At 58.3% G+C, this 14,877-nt stretch carries 18 protein-coding genes; 2 read left to right on the top strand and 16 right to left on the bottom strand.

What is annotated here, in order from left to right; genetic code table 11:
- The first annotated feature begins 199 nt into the window (after window positions 1-199).
- Window positions 200-1,150 carry a TIGR03435 family protein gene (locus tag HDF15_RS04505; RefSeq protein WP_184253165.1) on the top strand — a complete coding sequence of 317 codons (951 nt, stop codon included), beginning with the start codon at window positions 200-202 and terminating at the stop codon, window positions 1,148-1,150.
- Between the two features lie 557 nt (window positions 1,151-1,707).
- Here the strand turns inward: HDF15_RS04505 and HDF15_RS04500 are convergent.
- Window positions 1,708-2,691 carry a cytochrome D1 domain-containing protein gene (locus tag HDF15_RS04500; protein WP_311733030.1) on the bottom strand — a complete coding sequence of 328 codons (984 nt, stop codon included), beginning with the start codon at window positions 2,689-2,691 and terminating at the stop codon, window positions 1,708-1,710.
- A 98-nt stretch (window positions 2,692-2,789) separates the two neighbouring features.
- Between HDF15_RS04500 and HDF15_RS26390 the strand changes: the two genes are divergently transcribed.
- Window positions 2,790-3,200 (top strand): Arm DNA-binding domain-containing protein, encoded by a 411-nt coding sequence (locus HDF15_RS26390; RefSeq protein WP_184253162.1) that lies wholly within the window; start codon window positions 2,790-2,792, stop codon window positions 3,198-3,200.
- Here HDF15_RS26390 and HDF15_RS04490 read toward each other — a convergent pair.
- The 15 genes from HDF15_RS04490 to HDF15_RS04425 all read right to left on the bottom strand — a co-directional run bounded on the left by HDF15_RS04490 (window position 3,197) and on the right by HDF15_RS04425 (window position 14,877).
- Window positions 3,197-3,934 (bottom strand): hypothetical protein, encoded by a 738-nt coding sequence (locus HDF15_RS04490; protein WP_184253160.1) that lies wholly within the window; start codon window positions 3,932-3,934, stop codon window positions 3,197-3,199. The two genes, HDF15_RS26390 and HDF15_RS04490, sit on opposite strands and share 4 nt — an antisense overlap.
- The gene (gene hypB / locus HDF15_RS04485) at window positions 3,931-4,626 is read right to left on the bottom strand and encodes a hydrogenase nickel incorporation protein HypB (RefSeq protein ID WP_184253158.1); all 696 of its coding nucleotides are present in this window, start codon (window positions 4,624-4,626) and stop codon (window positions 3,931-3,933) included. Before hypB ends, HDF15_RS04490 begins: the two co-directional genes overlap by 4 nt.
- Window positions 4,623-4,970: a hydrogenase maturation nickel metallochaperone HypA gene (locus HDF15_RS04480; protein ID WP_014267371.1), complete on the bottom strand. Its 348-nt coding sequence runs from the start codon at window positions 4,968-4,970 to the stop codon at window positions 4,623-4,625. The genes hypB and HDF15_RS04480 overlap by 4 nt, the downstream gene beginning before the upstream one ends.
- A gap of 19 nt (window positions 4,971-4,989) precedes the next feature.
- Window positions 4,990-5,094: a DUF6893 family small protein gene (locus tag HDF15_RS26385; RefSeq protein ID WP_409254857.1), complete on the bottom strand. Its 105-nt coding sequence runs from the start codon at window positions 5,092-5,094 to the stop codon at window positions 4,990-4,992.
- A gap of 24 nt (window positions 5,095-5,118) precedes the next feature.
- Entirely contained in the window at window positions 5,119-5,652 is a 534-nt protein-coding gene (locus HDF15_RS04475) for a hydrogenase maturation protease (RefSeq protein WP_184253156.1), read from the bottom strand.
- Complete coding sequence (locus HDF15_RS04470) at window positions 5,649-6,968, bottom strand: hypothetical protein (protein WP_184253154.1); 1,320 nt, start codon at window positions 6,966-6,968, stop codon at window positions 5,649-5,651. The genes HDF15_RS04475 and HDF15_RS04470 overlap by 4 nt, the downstream gene beginning before the upstream one ends.
- Window positions 6,965-7,633 (bottom strand): DUF6084 family protein, encoded by a 669-nt coding sequence (locus HDF15_RS04465; protein ID WP_184253152.1) that lies wholly within the window; start codon window positions 7,631-7,633, stop codon window positions 6,965-6,967. Before HDF15_RS04465 ends, HDF15_RS04470 begins: the two co-directional genes overlap by 4 nt.
- Entirely contained in the window at window positions 7,626-8,285 is a 660-nt protein-coding gene (locus HDF15_RS04460) for a DUF5947 family protein (RefSeq protein WP_184253150.1), read from the bottom strand. Before HDF15_RS04460 ends, HDF15_RS04465 begins: the two co-directional genes overlap by 8 nt.
- Window positions 8,286-8,306: 21 nt before the next feature.
- Window positions 8,307-8,486, bottom strand: coding sequence for a hypothetical protein (locus HDF15_RS04455; RefSeq protein ID WP_184253148.1), 180 nt, complete (start codon window positions 8,484-8,486; stop codon window positions 8,307-8,309).
- Between the two features lie 9 nt (window positions 8,487-8,495).
- Window positions 8,496-9,089 (bottom strand): NifU family protein, encoded by a 594-nt coding sequence (locus tag HDF15_RS26175; RefSeq protein WP_184253146.1) that lies wholly within the window; start codon window positions 9,087-9,089, stop codon window positions 8,496-8,498.
- Window positions 9,089-10,891, bottom strand: a complete 1,803-nt coding sequence (locus HDF15_RS04445) for a nickel-dependent hydrogenase large subunit (protein ID WP_184253144.1) — start codon at window positions 10,889-10,891, stop codon at window positions 9,089-9,091. The genes HDF15_RS26175 and HDF15_RS04445 overlap by 1 nt, the downstream gene beginning before the upstream one ends.
- 26 nt (window positions 10,892-10,917) lie before the next feature.
- Entirely contained in the window at window positions 10,918-11,970 is a 1,053-nt protein-coding gene (locus tag HDF15_RS04440; RefSeq protein WP_014267362.1) for a hydrogenase expression protein HypE, read from the bottom strand.
- 305 nt (window positions 11,971-12,275) lie between these two features.
- Entirely contained in the window at window positions 12,276-13,379 is a 1,104-nt protein-coding gene (gene hypE, locus HDF15_RS04435) for a hydrogenase expression/formation protein HypE (RefSeq protein ID WP_311733029.1), read from the bottom strand.
- 20 nt (window positions 13,380-13,399) lie between these two features.
- Window positions 13,400-14,554: a hydrogenase formation protein HypD gene (gene hypD, locus HDF15_RS04430; RefSeq protein ID WP_184253142.1), complete on the bottom strand. Its 1,155-nt coding sequence runs from the start codon at window positions 14,552-14,554 to the stop codon at window positions 13,400-13,402.
- Window positions 14,551-14,877, bottom strand: coding sequence for a HypC/HybG/HupF family hydrogenase formation chaperone (locus HDF15_RS04425; RefSeq protein ID WP_184253141.1), 327 nt, complete (start codon window positions 14,875-14,877; stop codon window positions 14,551-14,553). Before HDF15_RS04425 ends, hypD begins: the two co-directional genes overlap by 4 nt.

Raw genomic sequence — 14,877 nt, 5'->3', positions numbered from 1 at the left:
GAAATCGGCAATGGAATCACGGGAGATTAAAGAGGTCCAACGAGACATCTGCGGGTATCCTGCTGTAGGAGACGCGCATAACCTCAGGCATTACAACGATGGTGAACGCGAAACGGGGATTCACATTGCGGTTCGTTTAGGACATCCATAAATAGGTAAGCACTGGAGGGTTGTGATGCGGAAATGGATGAGAGGTTGTGTGCTTGTGGTGGCGCTGATCATGACGTATACAGCGCACGGACAGGCGACATTCGAGGTAGCAACGGTGAAGCTGGCAGCGCCGCTTGACATGGCAAAAATAGCTGCGGCGATGCAAGCTGGGCAGGCTCCGAAGCTTGGGCCCCACGTAGAGGGTGGACGCGCAGAATATACCTATATGGCATTGCGCGAGCTGATAGCACTGGCTTACAGCCTCAAACCCTATCAGGTGAACGGACCCGATTGGTTGACGACGACGCGGTTTGATATCAATGCGAAGATGCCGGAAGGAGCCCCGAAGGATGCTGCGCCCGCGATGTTGCAGACGCTTCTGAAGGAGCGGTTCAAGTTGACCGCACACCCGTCCACGGAGGAGCAGCCGGTGCTGGCGCTTGTGGTGGCCAAGAATGGACCCAAACTGAAACCCGCGACGGAGGCACCGACCCCCATTGATGAAAACACTCCGCTGAAGCCCGGCGAGATAAAGATGGACTCCTTGGATGGTCCCATGCGAGTGAAGGTGAACTCAGATGGAAGCACAACCATGAACATGGGCGTGAAAGGAATCTTCATCCAGAAGATGGACATGCAGACGAAGACTCTGCATATTCAGTCCAGCGCCATGACGATGGCGGGATTCGCAGACATGCTGACCCGAGTCACGCAAATGGGCGGTAGTAACAGCAGACAAGTAGTCGACATGACCAGCCTGAAAGGCTACTACGAAGTAAACCTCGATATTTCGCTGGCGGAAATCTTGGCGATCGCGAAAGCAAGCGGGATCGATCTGCCGGCGCGAGCGGGAGGACAATCGAGTGGCGCCTCCGACCCAGATGGTGGACAATTGGTGCTGGAATCAGTACAGGAGCTAGGACTGAGGTTGGAAGCGCGAAAGGCGAGTGTGAACCGATTAGTCATCGATAGTATTGCGAAAACGCCGACAGAAAATTAGGCATGATGCCTTCTTGTGGCTTCTCCGTCTAAGCTCATGGATAGCTTGGCAGCCAATAAAATTGGCTGCCCGTAGGGATGCAATTGGCTTGTGAAAACCCAGAAACGAACGAACCGTAACGAGCAGAGTTTTGTAATGGTAGGCGCCCAAACTCCCTCGACATCTTGAAGACATGCCAAGAACGTACTGCGCCGCGATTTTGAATACGTCGCCATACCCCGACCTCCTCATGGAGTTCACCTGTATTGGCCTCAATCATAATAAATCCGGCTTTTCTTTCTCGATTGAGCCGTTTTCCTATGCCTACTTTGCGGTTGGCAACATCAGTGTTGGGTTTACCCCTACTCGGGGAACAGTGACGGGGTGACTTGCATTGCCTCAGGTGAGGTTTTCCGAGGCTGTAGCTTGACGAATTATCTGGACTTTTCATCAACTATGGTGACCCGTGGCACCGAAACGAGATAATGGGAAATGCACTGTTGCATCTCTTAGACCGAGACAAGCCATAGACCTTTTCCGTGCGTTGGGAGGCTCATCGGGAGTCGCTCGATGTTGCGCTATCGGACTGGTTGGCGTTTCCTTGAAGGGACCCAGATCATGCCATCCGCCAGCGGTCCCGCTGCGATCAGATCCGTCTTCCACGTCGTGAGATCGATCGCAGCCACCTTCCCGCTGGTATTGCACGAAACATAAGCCACCTTCTGGTCCGGCCGGATCACGACCTCCTGCGGAGCCAGGGGAACCTCCACGGTGTTCTTCACCGTCATCGTTGCCAGATCGACCACCGCAACCTTGCCAGCCGTCGGGATCGCCACCAGCAGCCACTTGCCATCGGTGGTCGGCTTCGCTCCATATCCGATCCCCGGCAGGTCGATCCATTTCGCCACCTTGCGTGTCGAGGTGTCGATGACCGCCATGCGCGGTTGCTTCGGGTCTGAGGTAAACACCCACTTGTCGTCGTTCGAAATCGCAATCCGCTGCACCTCCGCAGCCACCGGGATCACCGCCAGCGTCTTGCGTTCACGCATGTCCAGCACCGAAACACTGCCTGGCCCTACATTCGCCGTATATCCGGTCTTCCCGTCATGCGACAGGATCAGCATGTGGGATTGTTCGGCCCCTGTCGGAATCGTACCCACAATGCGATGCGTCTTCGGATCGATGACCGTCACTGTCTTATCCAATTCTGTCGTGACATACAGCATGCCGCTCGCTTCATCCAGCAAAGGCATGTGCGGGCGCACGCCATGACCGAAATCCACATGATCGATGATCCTGCGCGAGGGCACGTCGAGAATCAGCATCTCGTGTCCATCGATGCCCGGTTTGCCGACCCCGACGCTTCCGTAAATCGGCAGAAAAGCCGTCTTGCCGTCAGCCGACACTGCGATCTCATGCCCATGCACCCCAGGCGTGTGCTCCTCGATAGAGGCTACTTGTTTGCCTGTCTGCGGGTCGATTACGCTGACCGTCGCGTCTCCCTGGTTCACCACCAGCAAAGACTGCGACCGCGCGCCCATCAGGCACACGACCAAACTCACGCCCGCCAGAATGCAGTGTGTTCTCATACCCCAGAAGCATAGAACAGTTCAGGAACCTCTGAACAGGGTCATGGTTTTCTGCTGAAATTAAGGGTGGTTTGAAGAGTCTTCGAATCGGGTGGCGATGGGAGTGCTCGAGGGCAGATAAGCTGTATGACCGTAATGGCCTGTTTCTGCTGGTCACTCCCGGCGGATCGAAGCTTTGGAGCTGGCGCCATCGTGTTGATGGCAAAGAAAGGCTTATGACATTTGGTGCATATCCGCTTGTGGGTCTGGGCCATACTCGGCAACTTCACTTTGAAGCTCGCAAGACGCTAGCCGCTGGGATTGATCCAAGGGTTGAGCGCAGGAGAAAGGCCGATGCCAAACGGAGGGAAGCCAAAGAGCAACAGCAGGAGATCGGGGTACTCCAATTTCCAGTTTGCATAGCTGCGAACTGCCAGCAGTTTGCTAGCAAAGGCTTTGCATTGCGATTGAGCGAATATCACTGGCTCTGCTTTGCTTTTTAGCTGAGTTGTGGAAGGTGGCCGGAGGAACCAAGCAGAAAGATGCAGCCGACAACGAAACTGTAGACCGCAGTAAGGCCGACGAAGAGGCGCATGACTCGAGGATGTGGGACAGCCCCATGAAAAAGACCAGTGGCAGAAGCGGTCATCAGGGTGTTCATGATGAGCAGCCCGGCAAGGAACATGGCCATGCCGCCGGCGCCTTTAGCGATGCCGCCTAGATTGGCTGCGAGAAGAAAGAGTGCGAGCTGGCTAGGTGTTTCTGCTCCAAGTCCGTGGATGAGGCCGATGCCGAAGGCGACGGGACCGGTATAGTTGACGTCATCGTCGATGCGCGAATCGGTGGCAGCGGCGGAAGGCCAGATCTTACGCCGGAGTTTGCGGTAGCAGCGGATGATAATGGCAGCCCGCGAGGGTGGCACGGCGCGCGCGTTTCCCCAGACAAGACTGCCCATGACGTAGACGGCGAGGAGGATGAGTGTGAGGCCTACAAGTCGCTCAGCCCATGAGTCCATGCGCTGCGGCAGAGAGAGCTGAAAAAGAATAACGATGCTGCCAAGCAGAGTGATCATCGTCGCATGGCCGAGCGCATAGAGCAGGCCAAGGCGCATGGCCGTGGAGGTCTTGGTCTGCACACTTGCGATGTCTGAGATGGCGGCGATGTGGTCGTAATCGAAGCCGTGGCGAAAGCCAAGAATGGCGCAGGAGACAAGCGTAATCTGCAAGGGCGAGGTCATAGCGCGGCTTCCTCAAGCAGGGGAGCGGTCGTACGCGGGCGCGCAAGCTGTGCGCGGAGAAAGTTGAAGACCTCTCCCATGCCCTGACCGGTCTTCGAGGAGACCTCGAAGATCTTCATGCCGGGGCGAACGCTTTCAATGTTGCGTCGTGCGGTGGCGAGATCGAACTCGGCAGCGTCTGCCATATCCATCTTTGTGATGATGGCGACATCAGAGCTGTTGAAGATGGTGGGATACTTCAGCGGTTTGTCTTCGCCCTCGGTGGCGGAGAGCAGAACGAAGCGCAATTCTTCGCCGAGGTCGTAGCTGGAGGGGCAGACGAGGTTGCCCACGTTTTCAATGAACAGGAAATCGACGTTGTCGAGATGCCAACCCTCCAACGCCCTCTCGATCATCGAAGCGTCGAGGTGACAGATAGTGCCGGTGGTGATCTGCTTGACGTTCGGTGTGGCCCGCTGCAGGCGGGCTGCATCGTTCTCGGTAGCGAGATCGCCAACGAGGGCGGCAACACCATGATCGCGAGCGAGCCCGGCCAAGACCTTTTCGAGAAAGGCCGTCTTACCCGAGCCGGGACTGGAGACGAGACCGATGACGCAGGTGTTCTGCTGCTGAAAGCGTTCGCGAAGTGCGCGTGCAAGCAGATCGTTCTGCTTCATCACCTTTGCCCGGACCTCGACCATGCGCGTACTCATGCGGCGACCTCCAGGGATGCGACTTCCATCTCGCGGCCGGTAAGAATCTCCGGTGTTGGCGCGAGACACTCCGGACAGCAGATCTGGTACACGGAGGGCGGCGTGCGCTCCTGCCGGCAGACAGGGCAGTAGACCAGCAGGGGAACCGTTTCGATGATCAGGCGTGATCCCTGCAAAGGTGTTCCTTCACAGGCAAGTTCATAGGCAAAGAGCAGAGCATTCTTATCCACCCCGGCGAAGACACCGAGACGCAGATGGACAGCCTCCACGTCCAGGCCTCCGCGGCTTGCGGACTCCTCGGCGATCTGATCGATCATGCTGATGGCAATCGAAAGTTCGTGCATCTGCCGGCCTTCCGGGTTTTTACATAGAGCGGATCTTCATGTAGCGAATCAGATCCGGAGCCGTTGCTACCGCGATAACGACAATGACTAATCCAACCACGCCTAAGATAATTTTCTCTGTCATGGACTTCCTCCATTCCATCTCTTGTTACTGCATTGCCGCCAATACCGGCGGTTGTATGGTGGCTGCGCCTGCCCTGATCCTTGCGACAAGTCCTTCCACCATGTTGGACGCTTCTTCTACTACGGCTTGCACCGGCGCGGAGAGGCCCATACGGCCCTCCAACTCGTCACCGAAGTCATGAGGTTCGCAGCCGACGACAAAGATGGGGGCTGTGATCGGACCTATCGTGAGCGCAAGATTGAGAACGCGCACCGGATCCATGTTGTGTGGATTCATCTCCATCCCCGGGGTGGAGGGATCTCCCATCTGCGAAAGGTCGGGTTCAACGATATAGAGAGTGCCCGGAGCGTCATTGCGAGGAAGCGCGTCGACGAGGATGACGGCGTCCCAGGGCTCAAGCAGAGCGTACGCAAGATCGAAGCCGCGGATACCGAAGTCCTTCACGAGGATGTCGGGCGCAAGAGTGCGGCGAGCAAGAGAGCGCACCACCTCGACACCGAAGGCGTCATCGCCTAGGAAGATGTTGCCAACGCCCGCAACTAAAGTTGTGCCCGTCATTTGAGTTCTCTCTCCGTAGCAAACGCTTCGCTGACCGGTTCGACCTCTTCGGGCGAATAGAAGAAGCGATGCCCCGGCTGACGCATCATGCCGAACTCGCGGCCGGGATCATCATCGAGTACAACGGCGAACTGTACCTGGTCTTCGAAGTCCTGCTCGATCGCTTCGATGACGGCGACCTTGCCCTCGAGTGCCATGTCCATGATGTCGGCGTTCTTCTGCGGCCAGATGCGCACACGGTCGCCGACGCGAAGTGCCACTCCGAAGACGGTAACGCTCTCTGGCGGCGCCTTGGCTTCAACAAAGGGATTCCATTCTCCGAAGGGTTCGTTGGCAGGGATCTCGCGGACCTGGCGCAAGGAGCGAACAACACCATGCGCTTTGAGCATTGCTTCGGGTGTCATATTTTCCGTGCGCTCAAGGATCTGGCGAGCGCGTGGATCGCCATTGCGCATCTCCTCTTTCTCCGCATCGGTCAGGGTGAGGACGCGGAGGGTGAGCATCTCGTCCATCTCGGTGCCATCGAAGAAATCACCGCCGCTTTCAGGCGCAATCTGCGGATAGTCGTAGAGGATGATCGGCGAACACAACATCATGGTGCGCTCCGGCTCCGTGCCGACAAGAACAGGAAAGACTCCGGTATTGCTACAGGTGGCGACGGCCCCGCTATAGCTCTCCTGCGGATCGAGCAACGAGACGAACTCGCCACCGGTGAGACCGAGAAGCATGTGCGCGGAGACGAGTGAGTGCGGAAGCGCTTCGTCACGTTTGGCAGCGGCTTCGCTGCGCAGTGGCGTGGTGTTCTCCAGTTCAATGTGAAGCTTCAAGGTACCGGACTCGAGAGCCTCGATACGAACGGTAAAGAGCGCCTGGAGATCTGTCCGAGGTGCGACGACCTGATCTCCAGGGAGTGTGGCTGCCCCGAGATGAAGCGTGAGCTGCTGAGGTTGAGCGAGAAGATCGCCAAGGAGAAGCTGTGGATGCTCGGAGGTGCGCTCGACCGCTTCCTCCCATGCGAGGGAGGGATCGGTGAGGGCGGCTGCATCTTCCGTACCGTCGAGGGCGCGGCCCTGGCGGATGAGTTGGAGAAAGCTGATCTTGATGTCGAGAGTCGCGCCCTCCTCAGCGAGGACGATGCACTCAGCTTGCAGGCGAAAGGGCTCCTCCGGCTTTTGAGCTTCGGCATAGACGCGCGGATAGAGTGTGCCGAAGTTCCAGCGCTGGCGATTTTTAATTGCGGTAGGGCGATAGGGGTAGAGGATGTATCCCTCGTAGAGGATGGCCGCGGCAATCTTCTCCGCACTTTCGAAGTTCATGCCGTCACCTCATCAGGTCTCCCGGAGACGACCTCGTTTGAGGCGATCAAACGCTCGATGGCCTGTTCCCATGTAGGCAAACCGTTGCGGACTTTGTAGTCGTAGAGCTGCTCGAAGGCGTCGCGGCGCAAACTGAGCCAGGCGCTATTGGGAAAGTGAGCGTCCATCATCTCTTTCCATGTCGCGACAGGCAATTTGAAATAAGCCTCGCGATCCCACGGTATCTGCGCGACCTGCAATGTCTCCTGCTGCGACTGGTAGAAGACCGTTCCGCTGAACATGACGCAGAGGGGAATGTCGCCGGCTTCGAGCGCGTGGAAGTACTTGGTGGAAGCGACGTTGAAGTCGAAGGTGCACGGAAGTTCGAGGTCAACGAGAACGCTGCCGGTAAATCCCTGCACGGCGACGCTGGTGTTCATCCAGTGCAGCGGTTTCACGGTTCGACTCCAGCGCGAAGGTTCGCCAAAGAGGTCGGCGAGTTTTTCCTGCTCGGGCGGAAGATAGCGACGCTTTGCCGGCTCGATCTGGACCTGACACTTGAGCGTGAGAGTGTGGATGGGCTCGCTCGCGGGAAGATTCGTGATGCGCAGCTTGAGTGCAAGCAAGGGCGTAGCCGCGTGCTTCACCGCCTCTGCGCCCTCGATCTGGAACTGAAGCTCAGGCATGTGCTGGCCTCCGGCTCTCGGTACTGCGTGCGCGCAGGTCGTCAAAGAACCGCTGAATCTCTTTCCACACTTCGGTGCCACCGGACAGCCCGCGCCAATGCATGCGGATGATCCCGACCAGGCGATAACACTCATCGATAGGCACGAGATAGTACTCCGAACTGTTGCCGACCCGGTTGACGAGAAGAGCTTCGACGTCAGCCTCCATGGTCTGGAGATCAGGATTCTGCGCGACGATCTCCTGCCAGGAATCGAGTGTGAGAAGAGATTCGGTGGCGCCAGCCGGGCTGGGATACATCGCGAAGACCTTGTCAGCGGCGGTGTCGTGATAGAAGAAGGCGAGGTTGATGGGAACCATCAACGCCTCCCACTGCAGATCGCTGATCTGAAAGTCGATGAGGCGGCGGAGTCGGCGGGGTACGCGAAGATAGTGCGCTCCCGCCTGGCCGCAGAAGAGAATGGCGCAACCGTCGCAGGCGCAGAGAATCTGCCGCTTCTTCGGATCGAGAAGGTGCTGATGCAAAGGATTAAGCGCGGTGCTACAGAGTTCGCAGCGCTCTTCCGGCTCCGTGGACGTGCGCCGGCGGGCAAACTGGCGCAGAAAGGAAGACGCCGCGTCGCGCTCCGGTGCCTCATTGAAAGGTTCACTCATGGCTTGCCCTGGCTTTGCTCTTTACGCTGGAGGAAGATTCGGCATCAGCGGATGAATCGGCTTGCGATCGGCAACATTGATCCCTGTGGCATCCTTTGCCATGCGCGTCATCCGAGTCTTGAGAGGCGCGGCGCGGTTCTCGCCTCGAGGTGTGCCAGGCGTATGCGAAGGGGCGTCCGGCTTTACGTCATCGTGTGCCATAGGTCTCCTTTACTGGATCATCACAAGGTTTGAGGTGGCAGGTTTGGCAGCCGCGTTCTCCGCGATGATCTCTTTGATATCCGGCGCGGCCTGAAAGAGCGCCTCTTCAACGGCGTTCTTGAGAGTGAGCGAGGAAGAAGGACAACTGCCACAGTTACCGTGAAGACGCAGGCGCACAATACCGTTGTCCAGTCCGGCAAGCTCGCAGTCGCCACCATGCTCCTGCAGATACGGGCGTACAGATTCAATGCCGCGCAGGACGCGGGTTTCGAGATCGTCCGGATGCAGGTTGTGCAGAAGGAACATGCTGGAGACGAGATCGTCCTGCAGGGCCTCATTGAGGAGGCGTTCGCCTTCTTCGGTAGCGATGCAGCGGTCGATGAGAGCCTGCAATGCGGCACCGTGCAGCTCAATGACGGACTGCACGAGTTCAAGCGCCGTGGCGCGGGTCTCGGGATCGTTGGCCTGTTCGAGACGGGCTGCGAGCTTTTCGACGCGATCGGTTTGAACCTTGAACTCATTGGGTTTGCGAGGCTGTGGTGATACAGCCGAAGCAGACTGGTTTTCTCCGATGCTTTCAATGACAACAGCAGAGGCGGCCATTATTTGTTCCCCGCAGCCCCAAACATGGGCGAGTGTTGGACCTCAATGGTGCGGCCGTCGCCGACATACATATGCACGCCGCAGGGAAGACAGGGATCGAAGCTGCGAACAGTTCGCATAATATCGATCCCCTTGAACTTGTCGGGACCGTTCTCCTCGAAGAGCGGCGTGTTCTGCACCGCATCTTCATAGGGGCCGGGCGTGCCATAGATATCGCGCGGATTCGCATTCCATGGAGTAGGCGGATAGGGGTGATAGTTGGCGATCTTCCCGTCGCGAATGACAACATGATGCGAAAGCACGCCGCGTACCGCCTCGTGGAATCCGCAACCGATAGCGTCATCGGGAACTTTGAACTCAGACCAGGTAGCGGTGCGGCCTGCGTGCAGTTCGGCGAGAGCCTTTTCAACGAAGTGCAGGGCCGTAGCAGCGGCATAGGCCTGGAAGTAGGTGCGAGCACGATCGCGCTCGATGGTATTGCTCCATTGCGGAATCTTCCACTCGAATTCAACCTCGGGAAGAAGCGCAGTTTTGGGAAGATTGATCTTGACGCTGTGACCGGTGGCCTTCACATAGTTGATATCGACCAGGCCGGAGAGCGCGGTGGACCAGAGGCGCGCGATGGGGCCGCCGCCAGTGTCGAGTGCAAGATGATCGCCGGTACGTTCGTCATACCAGCGCGGCGACATGACCCAGGTGTAGTTGCCGTTGAAGTCGCGCTTCTGCGGACGTGGCGTCGTCGTCTGATTCCAGGGATGGTTTTGGTCGATCGGATTGCCGAGGGGGTCCTTCTTGACGAAGGTCTCTTTGCCCTGCCAGTCCTCGTAGTAGGAACTGCCGAGCAGGATGCGAATGTTGCGATTGATGTCGACCAGGTTATTCGTAACGAGCTTGCCGTCTACGACGACGCCGGGGGTGACGAACATCTTCTTGCCCCATGCATCCATGTTCTTATACTGGTAGTCGCAATAATCAGGATCGTTGTAGGAGCCCCAACAGGCCAGCAGCGTGCGGCGCAGGCCGACCTTCTCATAGCCGGGAAGAGCTTCGTAGAAGAAGTCGAAGAGATCGTCGTGCAGCGGAACAACCTTCTTCATGAACTCGACATACTTCATCAGGCGAACCAGGTAGTCGGTAAAGAGCTGAATGGTGGCCACAGTGCCGACGCCACCGGGATAGAGCGTAGAGGGGTGGACGTGGCGGCCCTCCATAAGGCAGAACATCTCGCGGGTAAGGCGGCTCATCGCCAGCGTCTCGCGGTAGAAGGTGCCGGTGAAGGGGTTGAGCGCGGTCATAATGTCGGCGATGGTTTTATAGCCGTGCTTGTCCGCATTGGGCGAAGGCGTGGACTGGGCTTTGTCCCAGACGCCGGGGTTGGTCTCCTTCACCATCTGCTCGCAGAAGTCGACGCCGACGAGATTGTCCTGAAAGATGTTGTGGTCAAACATGTACTCGGCCGCTTCGCCGAGGTTGATGATCCACTCGGCCAACGCGGGCGGACGCACGCCGAAGGCCATGTTCTGCGCGTAGACGGCGCAGGTCGCGTGGTTGTCTCCACAGATGCCGCAGATGCGGCTGGTGATGAAGTGGGCATCGCGCGGATCCTTCCCCTTCATGAAAATAGAGTACCCGCGAAAGATGGAGGAGGTACTGTAGCACTCGGCGACTTCACGGTTCTGGAAGTCGATCTTGGTGAAGATACCGAGGCTCCCGACGATGCGGGTGATCGGATCCCAGTTCATCTCGACAAGAGTGCGCTTTTTCTGTGCTTCGTGGGCCAGAGTTTCAGGAATCGTCGCCATGGAATTATCCTTGCGTTCCGTTTTAATTAGTAGGTCGTAGGGTGATAGCCGGTAGTGAGCTCTGGCCTTGAGTGGCGCCACTTCGGCTCTTTGTTGAGCGTCGTGTTGGTGATGCCGCGAAGGGTGCGGATCATACGCCCATAGGTGCCGATGATGGTGGAAGAGAGCGTGCCGCCCGGCGGCTCATCCATGAACGGCATGAACTTGTCGGGGAATCCGGGCATGGTGCAGCCGATGCAGATGCCGCCAACGTTAGGACAGCCGCCAATTCCACGCATCCAGCCACGCTTGGTCACGTTGCAATCGACCACCGGGCCCCAGCAGCCAAGTTTGACGAGGCATTTGGAGGAGCCATAGTTGTGAGCGAAGTCGCCCTGCTCATAGTAGGAACCGCGGTCGCAGCCTTCATGCACCGTCTTGCCGAAGAGCCATGTAGGACGGAGCTGCTTGTCGAGAGGAATCATGGGTGCGAGTCCGGCGACTTGATAGAGAAGGTAGAGCACGGTCTCCATGAAGTTGTCGGGCTGCACGGGACAACCGGGCACGTTGACGATGGGCAAACCGGCCTTGGAGCGCCAGTCCCAGCCGAGATAGTCGGCGAGGCCCATACAGCCGGTAGGATTGCCCGCCATGGCATGAATGCCACCGTAGGTAGCGCAAGTTCCTGCACCGATTACCGCGAGAGCTTTCGGCGCGAGGCGATCGATCCATTCGCAGGTAGTGATCGGCTGGCCGGTCTCGGGGTTCGTGCCGACGGCAGCCCAGTAGCCTTCTTCTTTGATCTTCTCGTTAGGGATGGAGCCTTCGACGACCAGTACAAAAGGATCGAGTAAACCCTTTTCGGCGTCGTAGTAGAACTTCATAAAATCATCGCCGTTCTCGTAAGCAAGAACGGGGTTGTGCAGGTGGACCTTGGGAAGGCCGGGAATAGCTCCCAGGAGAACGTCTTCGATGCTGGGTTGCTCGGCTGCGGTAATGGAGACGCTGTCCCCGTCGCAACCCAGACCGGCAGTGATCCAGACAATGTGTATATCGGAGACGGCGGGAGCCTTGGTGATCGTGCTTGCTTGTTCAGCCATTGCATCCTCCTTCGCGGTAATAAATGCGTGCGGGAGTGCACCCCATTGGACGGGGCTTTACAGCATACGAGTGTCCGGGATCGTGGCTTGCCGGGCTACAGGCCGTAAGAGTTACGATGCAAGCTTCCTGAGAAAAGATACATCAGCAGAAGGTACATTCCGACTGGAACTTCAAAGAAGCAAGAACGGCAAATTTCAAGCGGGCTCTAACGTACGCCTTGCCATTCGGTATGTCAAAGCATTTCGAATTATTTCTTGCATGCAATTTTTGTTGATTGCATCCATGCGATTTGACAATAAACTCCTCAACAGATGCGCGGCAGTTGCTCGCCGAACATGACGTCAAGCACACGGGTACCGCCAATACCGGTCTTCATCAACACCATGCCCGGATGAGTGGCGACGACTTCGCCAATGATGGCAGCGTCCCTCCCAAGGGGATGCTGGCGCATACGGCCGAGGACAGCTTCGCCCATCTCGGGCACCACAACGGCTAGCAGCTTGCCCTCGTTGGCGACGTAAAGCGGGTCTAGCCCGAGGATCTCGCAGGCGCCGCGGACGGACTCGCGTACGGGAATGGCCTGTTCTTGCAGAAGCATGCCGGAATGGCTGGCTTTAGCAATTTCGTTGAGCGTGGTGGCGACGCCGCCGCGCGTCGGGTCTCGCAGGCAGTGAAGGAAGTCCGTTGTCTCAGAGGGGGTGGCTAGCATCTGTGCGACGAGATCGTGAAGAGACGCGCAGTCGCTGGAGATCTCGCTCTCGAACTCCAAGCCCTCACGCTGCGACATGATGGCCATGCCGTGGTCCCCAATGGTCCCGCTCAGGAGGATGCAATCGCCAGGCTGGGCGCGGCTGGCGGAGATGTTGACGCTCGCCTCCACGACGCCGATGCCGGTAGTGGTAATGAAGATCTGGTCGCCCTTGCCCCGGTTGACGACCTTGGTGTCCCCCGTGACGAAGTGCACCCCGGAATCAGCGGCGGCGGCCCGCATGGATTCGACGACGCGGCAGAGATCCTCAACCCGCAGGCCTTCCTCCAGGATGAACGCGGCTGAAAGGTAGAGGGGGCGGGCACCGCTCATGGACAGATCGTTGACGGTACCGTGCACGGCGAGGCGGCCGATGTCGCCTCCGGGGAAGAAGATGGGGGTGACGACGAAGGAGTCGGTGGTGAAGGCAAGACGCATGCCACCGATGCTGAGGAGAGCCTGGTCGTCGAGCTTATCGAGAATGGGATTGCTGAAGGCAGGAAGAAAGATCCTCTCGATGAGTTCGGAAGTGAGCTTGCCGCCACTGCCATGACCGAGCACGATCTGCTTGTGATCGAAGATGGGCAGCGGACACGAGCCGAAGACGGGCGAGACTCTTTCTTCTTCCTTTACCTTCACGGTCTCCGGTGCGATCGCCATGGGCATACGGTCTCGCTTTCTTATCCAAGAACTACGGGGACGGGGGCGGACTCGATCTGATTCAGAGGTGCATCCATGCCCTGCGGATTGAGATGCCGGCCATAGGCGTAGTAGGCGGCGCAAGCACCCTCCGCCGAGACCATCGTTGCCCCGAGCGGACGTTGCGGAGAACACTGCGTGCCGAAGGCCGGGCAATCGTGAGGTTTCTTGATGCCGCGCAGAATCTCGCCGCTGATACAGATAGCGGGCTCCAGCGTGGCGATCTCTGCGACGTCAAAGATCTTTTCGGCATCGTGAGAGGCAAACTCCGGGCGCAGTCGATAGCCGCTCCGTGGAATGGAGCCGATACCGCGCCACTTGCGGTCGCCGACTTCGAAGACCTTGCCGATGAGATTTTGTGCGGGCAGATTGCCGGTGCGGTCGAGGATGCGGGAGTACTGATTCTCGACCGTGGCGCGGCCTTCTTCAAGTTGCTGCAGTGTCATGAGTACGCCGTGAAGGATATCGATGGGCTCAAAACCGGTGATCACGATAGGCACATGGAAGCGGGCGCTGATGGGCTCGTACTCGCTGTAACCCATGACGGCGCAGACGTGACCGGGACCCAGGAAGCCGTTCACTCGATTGTCCGGCGCGCTGAGGATCGCTTCAAGCGCAGGCGGGACGAGCACATGCGAGACGAGCAGGGAGAGGTTGTTCACCTTGTCCTCGCGCGCGCGCCAGGCGAGCATCGCATTGGCGGGAGCGGTGGTCTCAAAGCCGATGGCAAAGAAGACGACCTGCCTGTCGGGATTGGCGCGGGCGATCTTGAGACAGTCGAGCGGCGAGTAGACGATGCGGACATCGCCGCCGAGAGATTTGATAGTGAAGAGATCGCCGTCCGAGCCAGGGACCCGAAGCATATCGCCGAAGGAGCAGAAGATGACATTCTGGCAGCGCGCGATGGCGTGGGCCTTATCGATCATCTCAAGCGGCGTGACGCAGACGGGGCAACCGGGGCCGTGGACGAGTTCCACGCCCGGCGGCAGCAGATGGTCGATGCCGTGCTTGACGATCGAGTGCGTCTGGCCGCCGCAGACTTCCATGAGCACCCAGGGACGGGTCTGGATGCGGCGCATCTCGGCCAGGATCTTTGCGGCTACTTCGCTGTCACGATATTCATCGAGGTATTTCATTGGGTTTTACCCCCGGCAACTACGGGCTCGGCTATAGGTTCGTCAGTGACCGGCGGCGACTCTTCCACCTCTTCGACGATAGGAGACTCGAGCTCCGTGAGCTGGTCCAACTCCTTGAGGGCCTGATAGGTACGTTCGGCTTCCGCCTCATCGATACGGCTGATGGCGAAGCCGACGTGGACCAGCACGTAATCGCCGACGATGGTCTCGGGAACGTATTCGAGACAAGCCTCGCGGGTGATGCCGCCAAACTGCACGCGGGCCATCAGCATGCCGCCCTTGTCGAAGGTCTCAACGACTTTCCCTGGAATGGCGAGACACAT

This window comes from Granulicella mallensis (assembly GCF_014203225.1).
GTDB lineage: Bacteria > Acidobacteriota > Terriglobia > Terriglobales > Acidobacteriaceae > Granulicella > Granulicella mallensis_A.
Note: the sequence above shows the minus strand (reverse complement) of the source record. Positions and strands in the feature narration are given on the sequence as shown.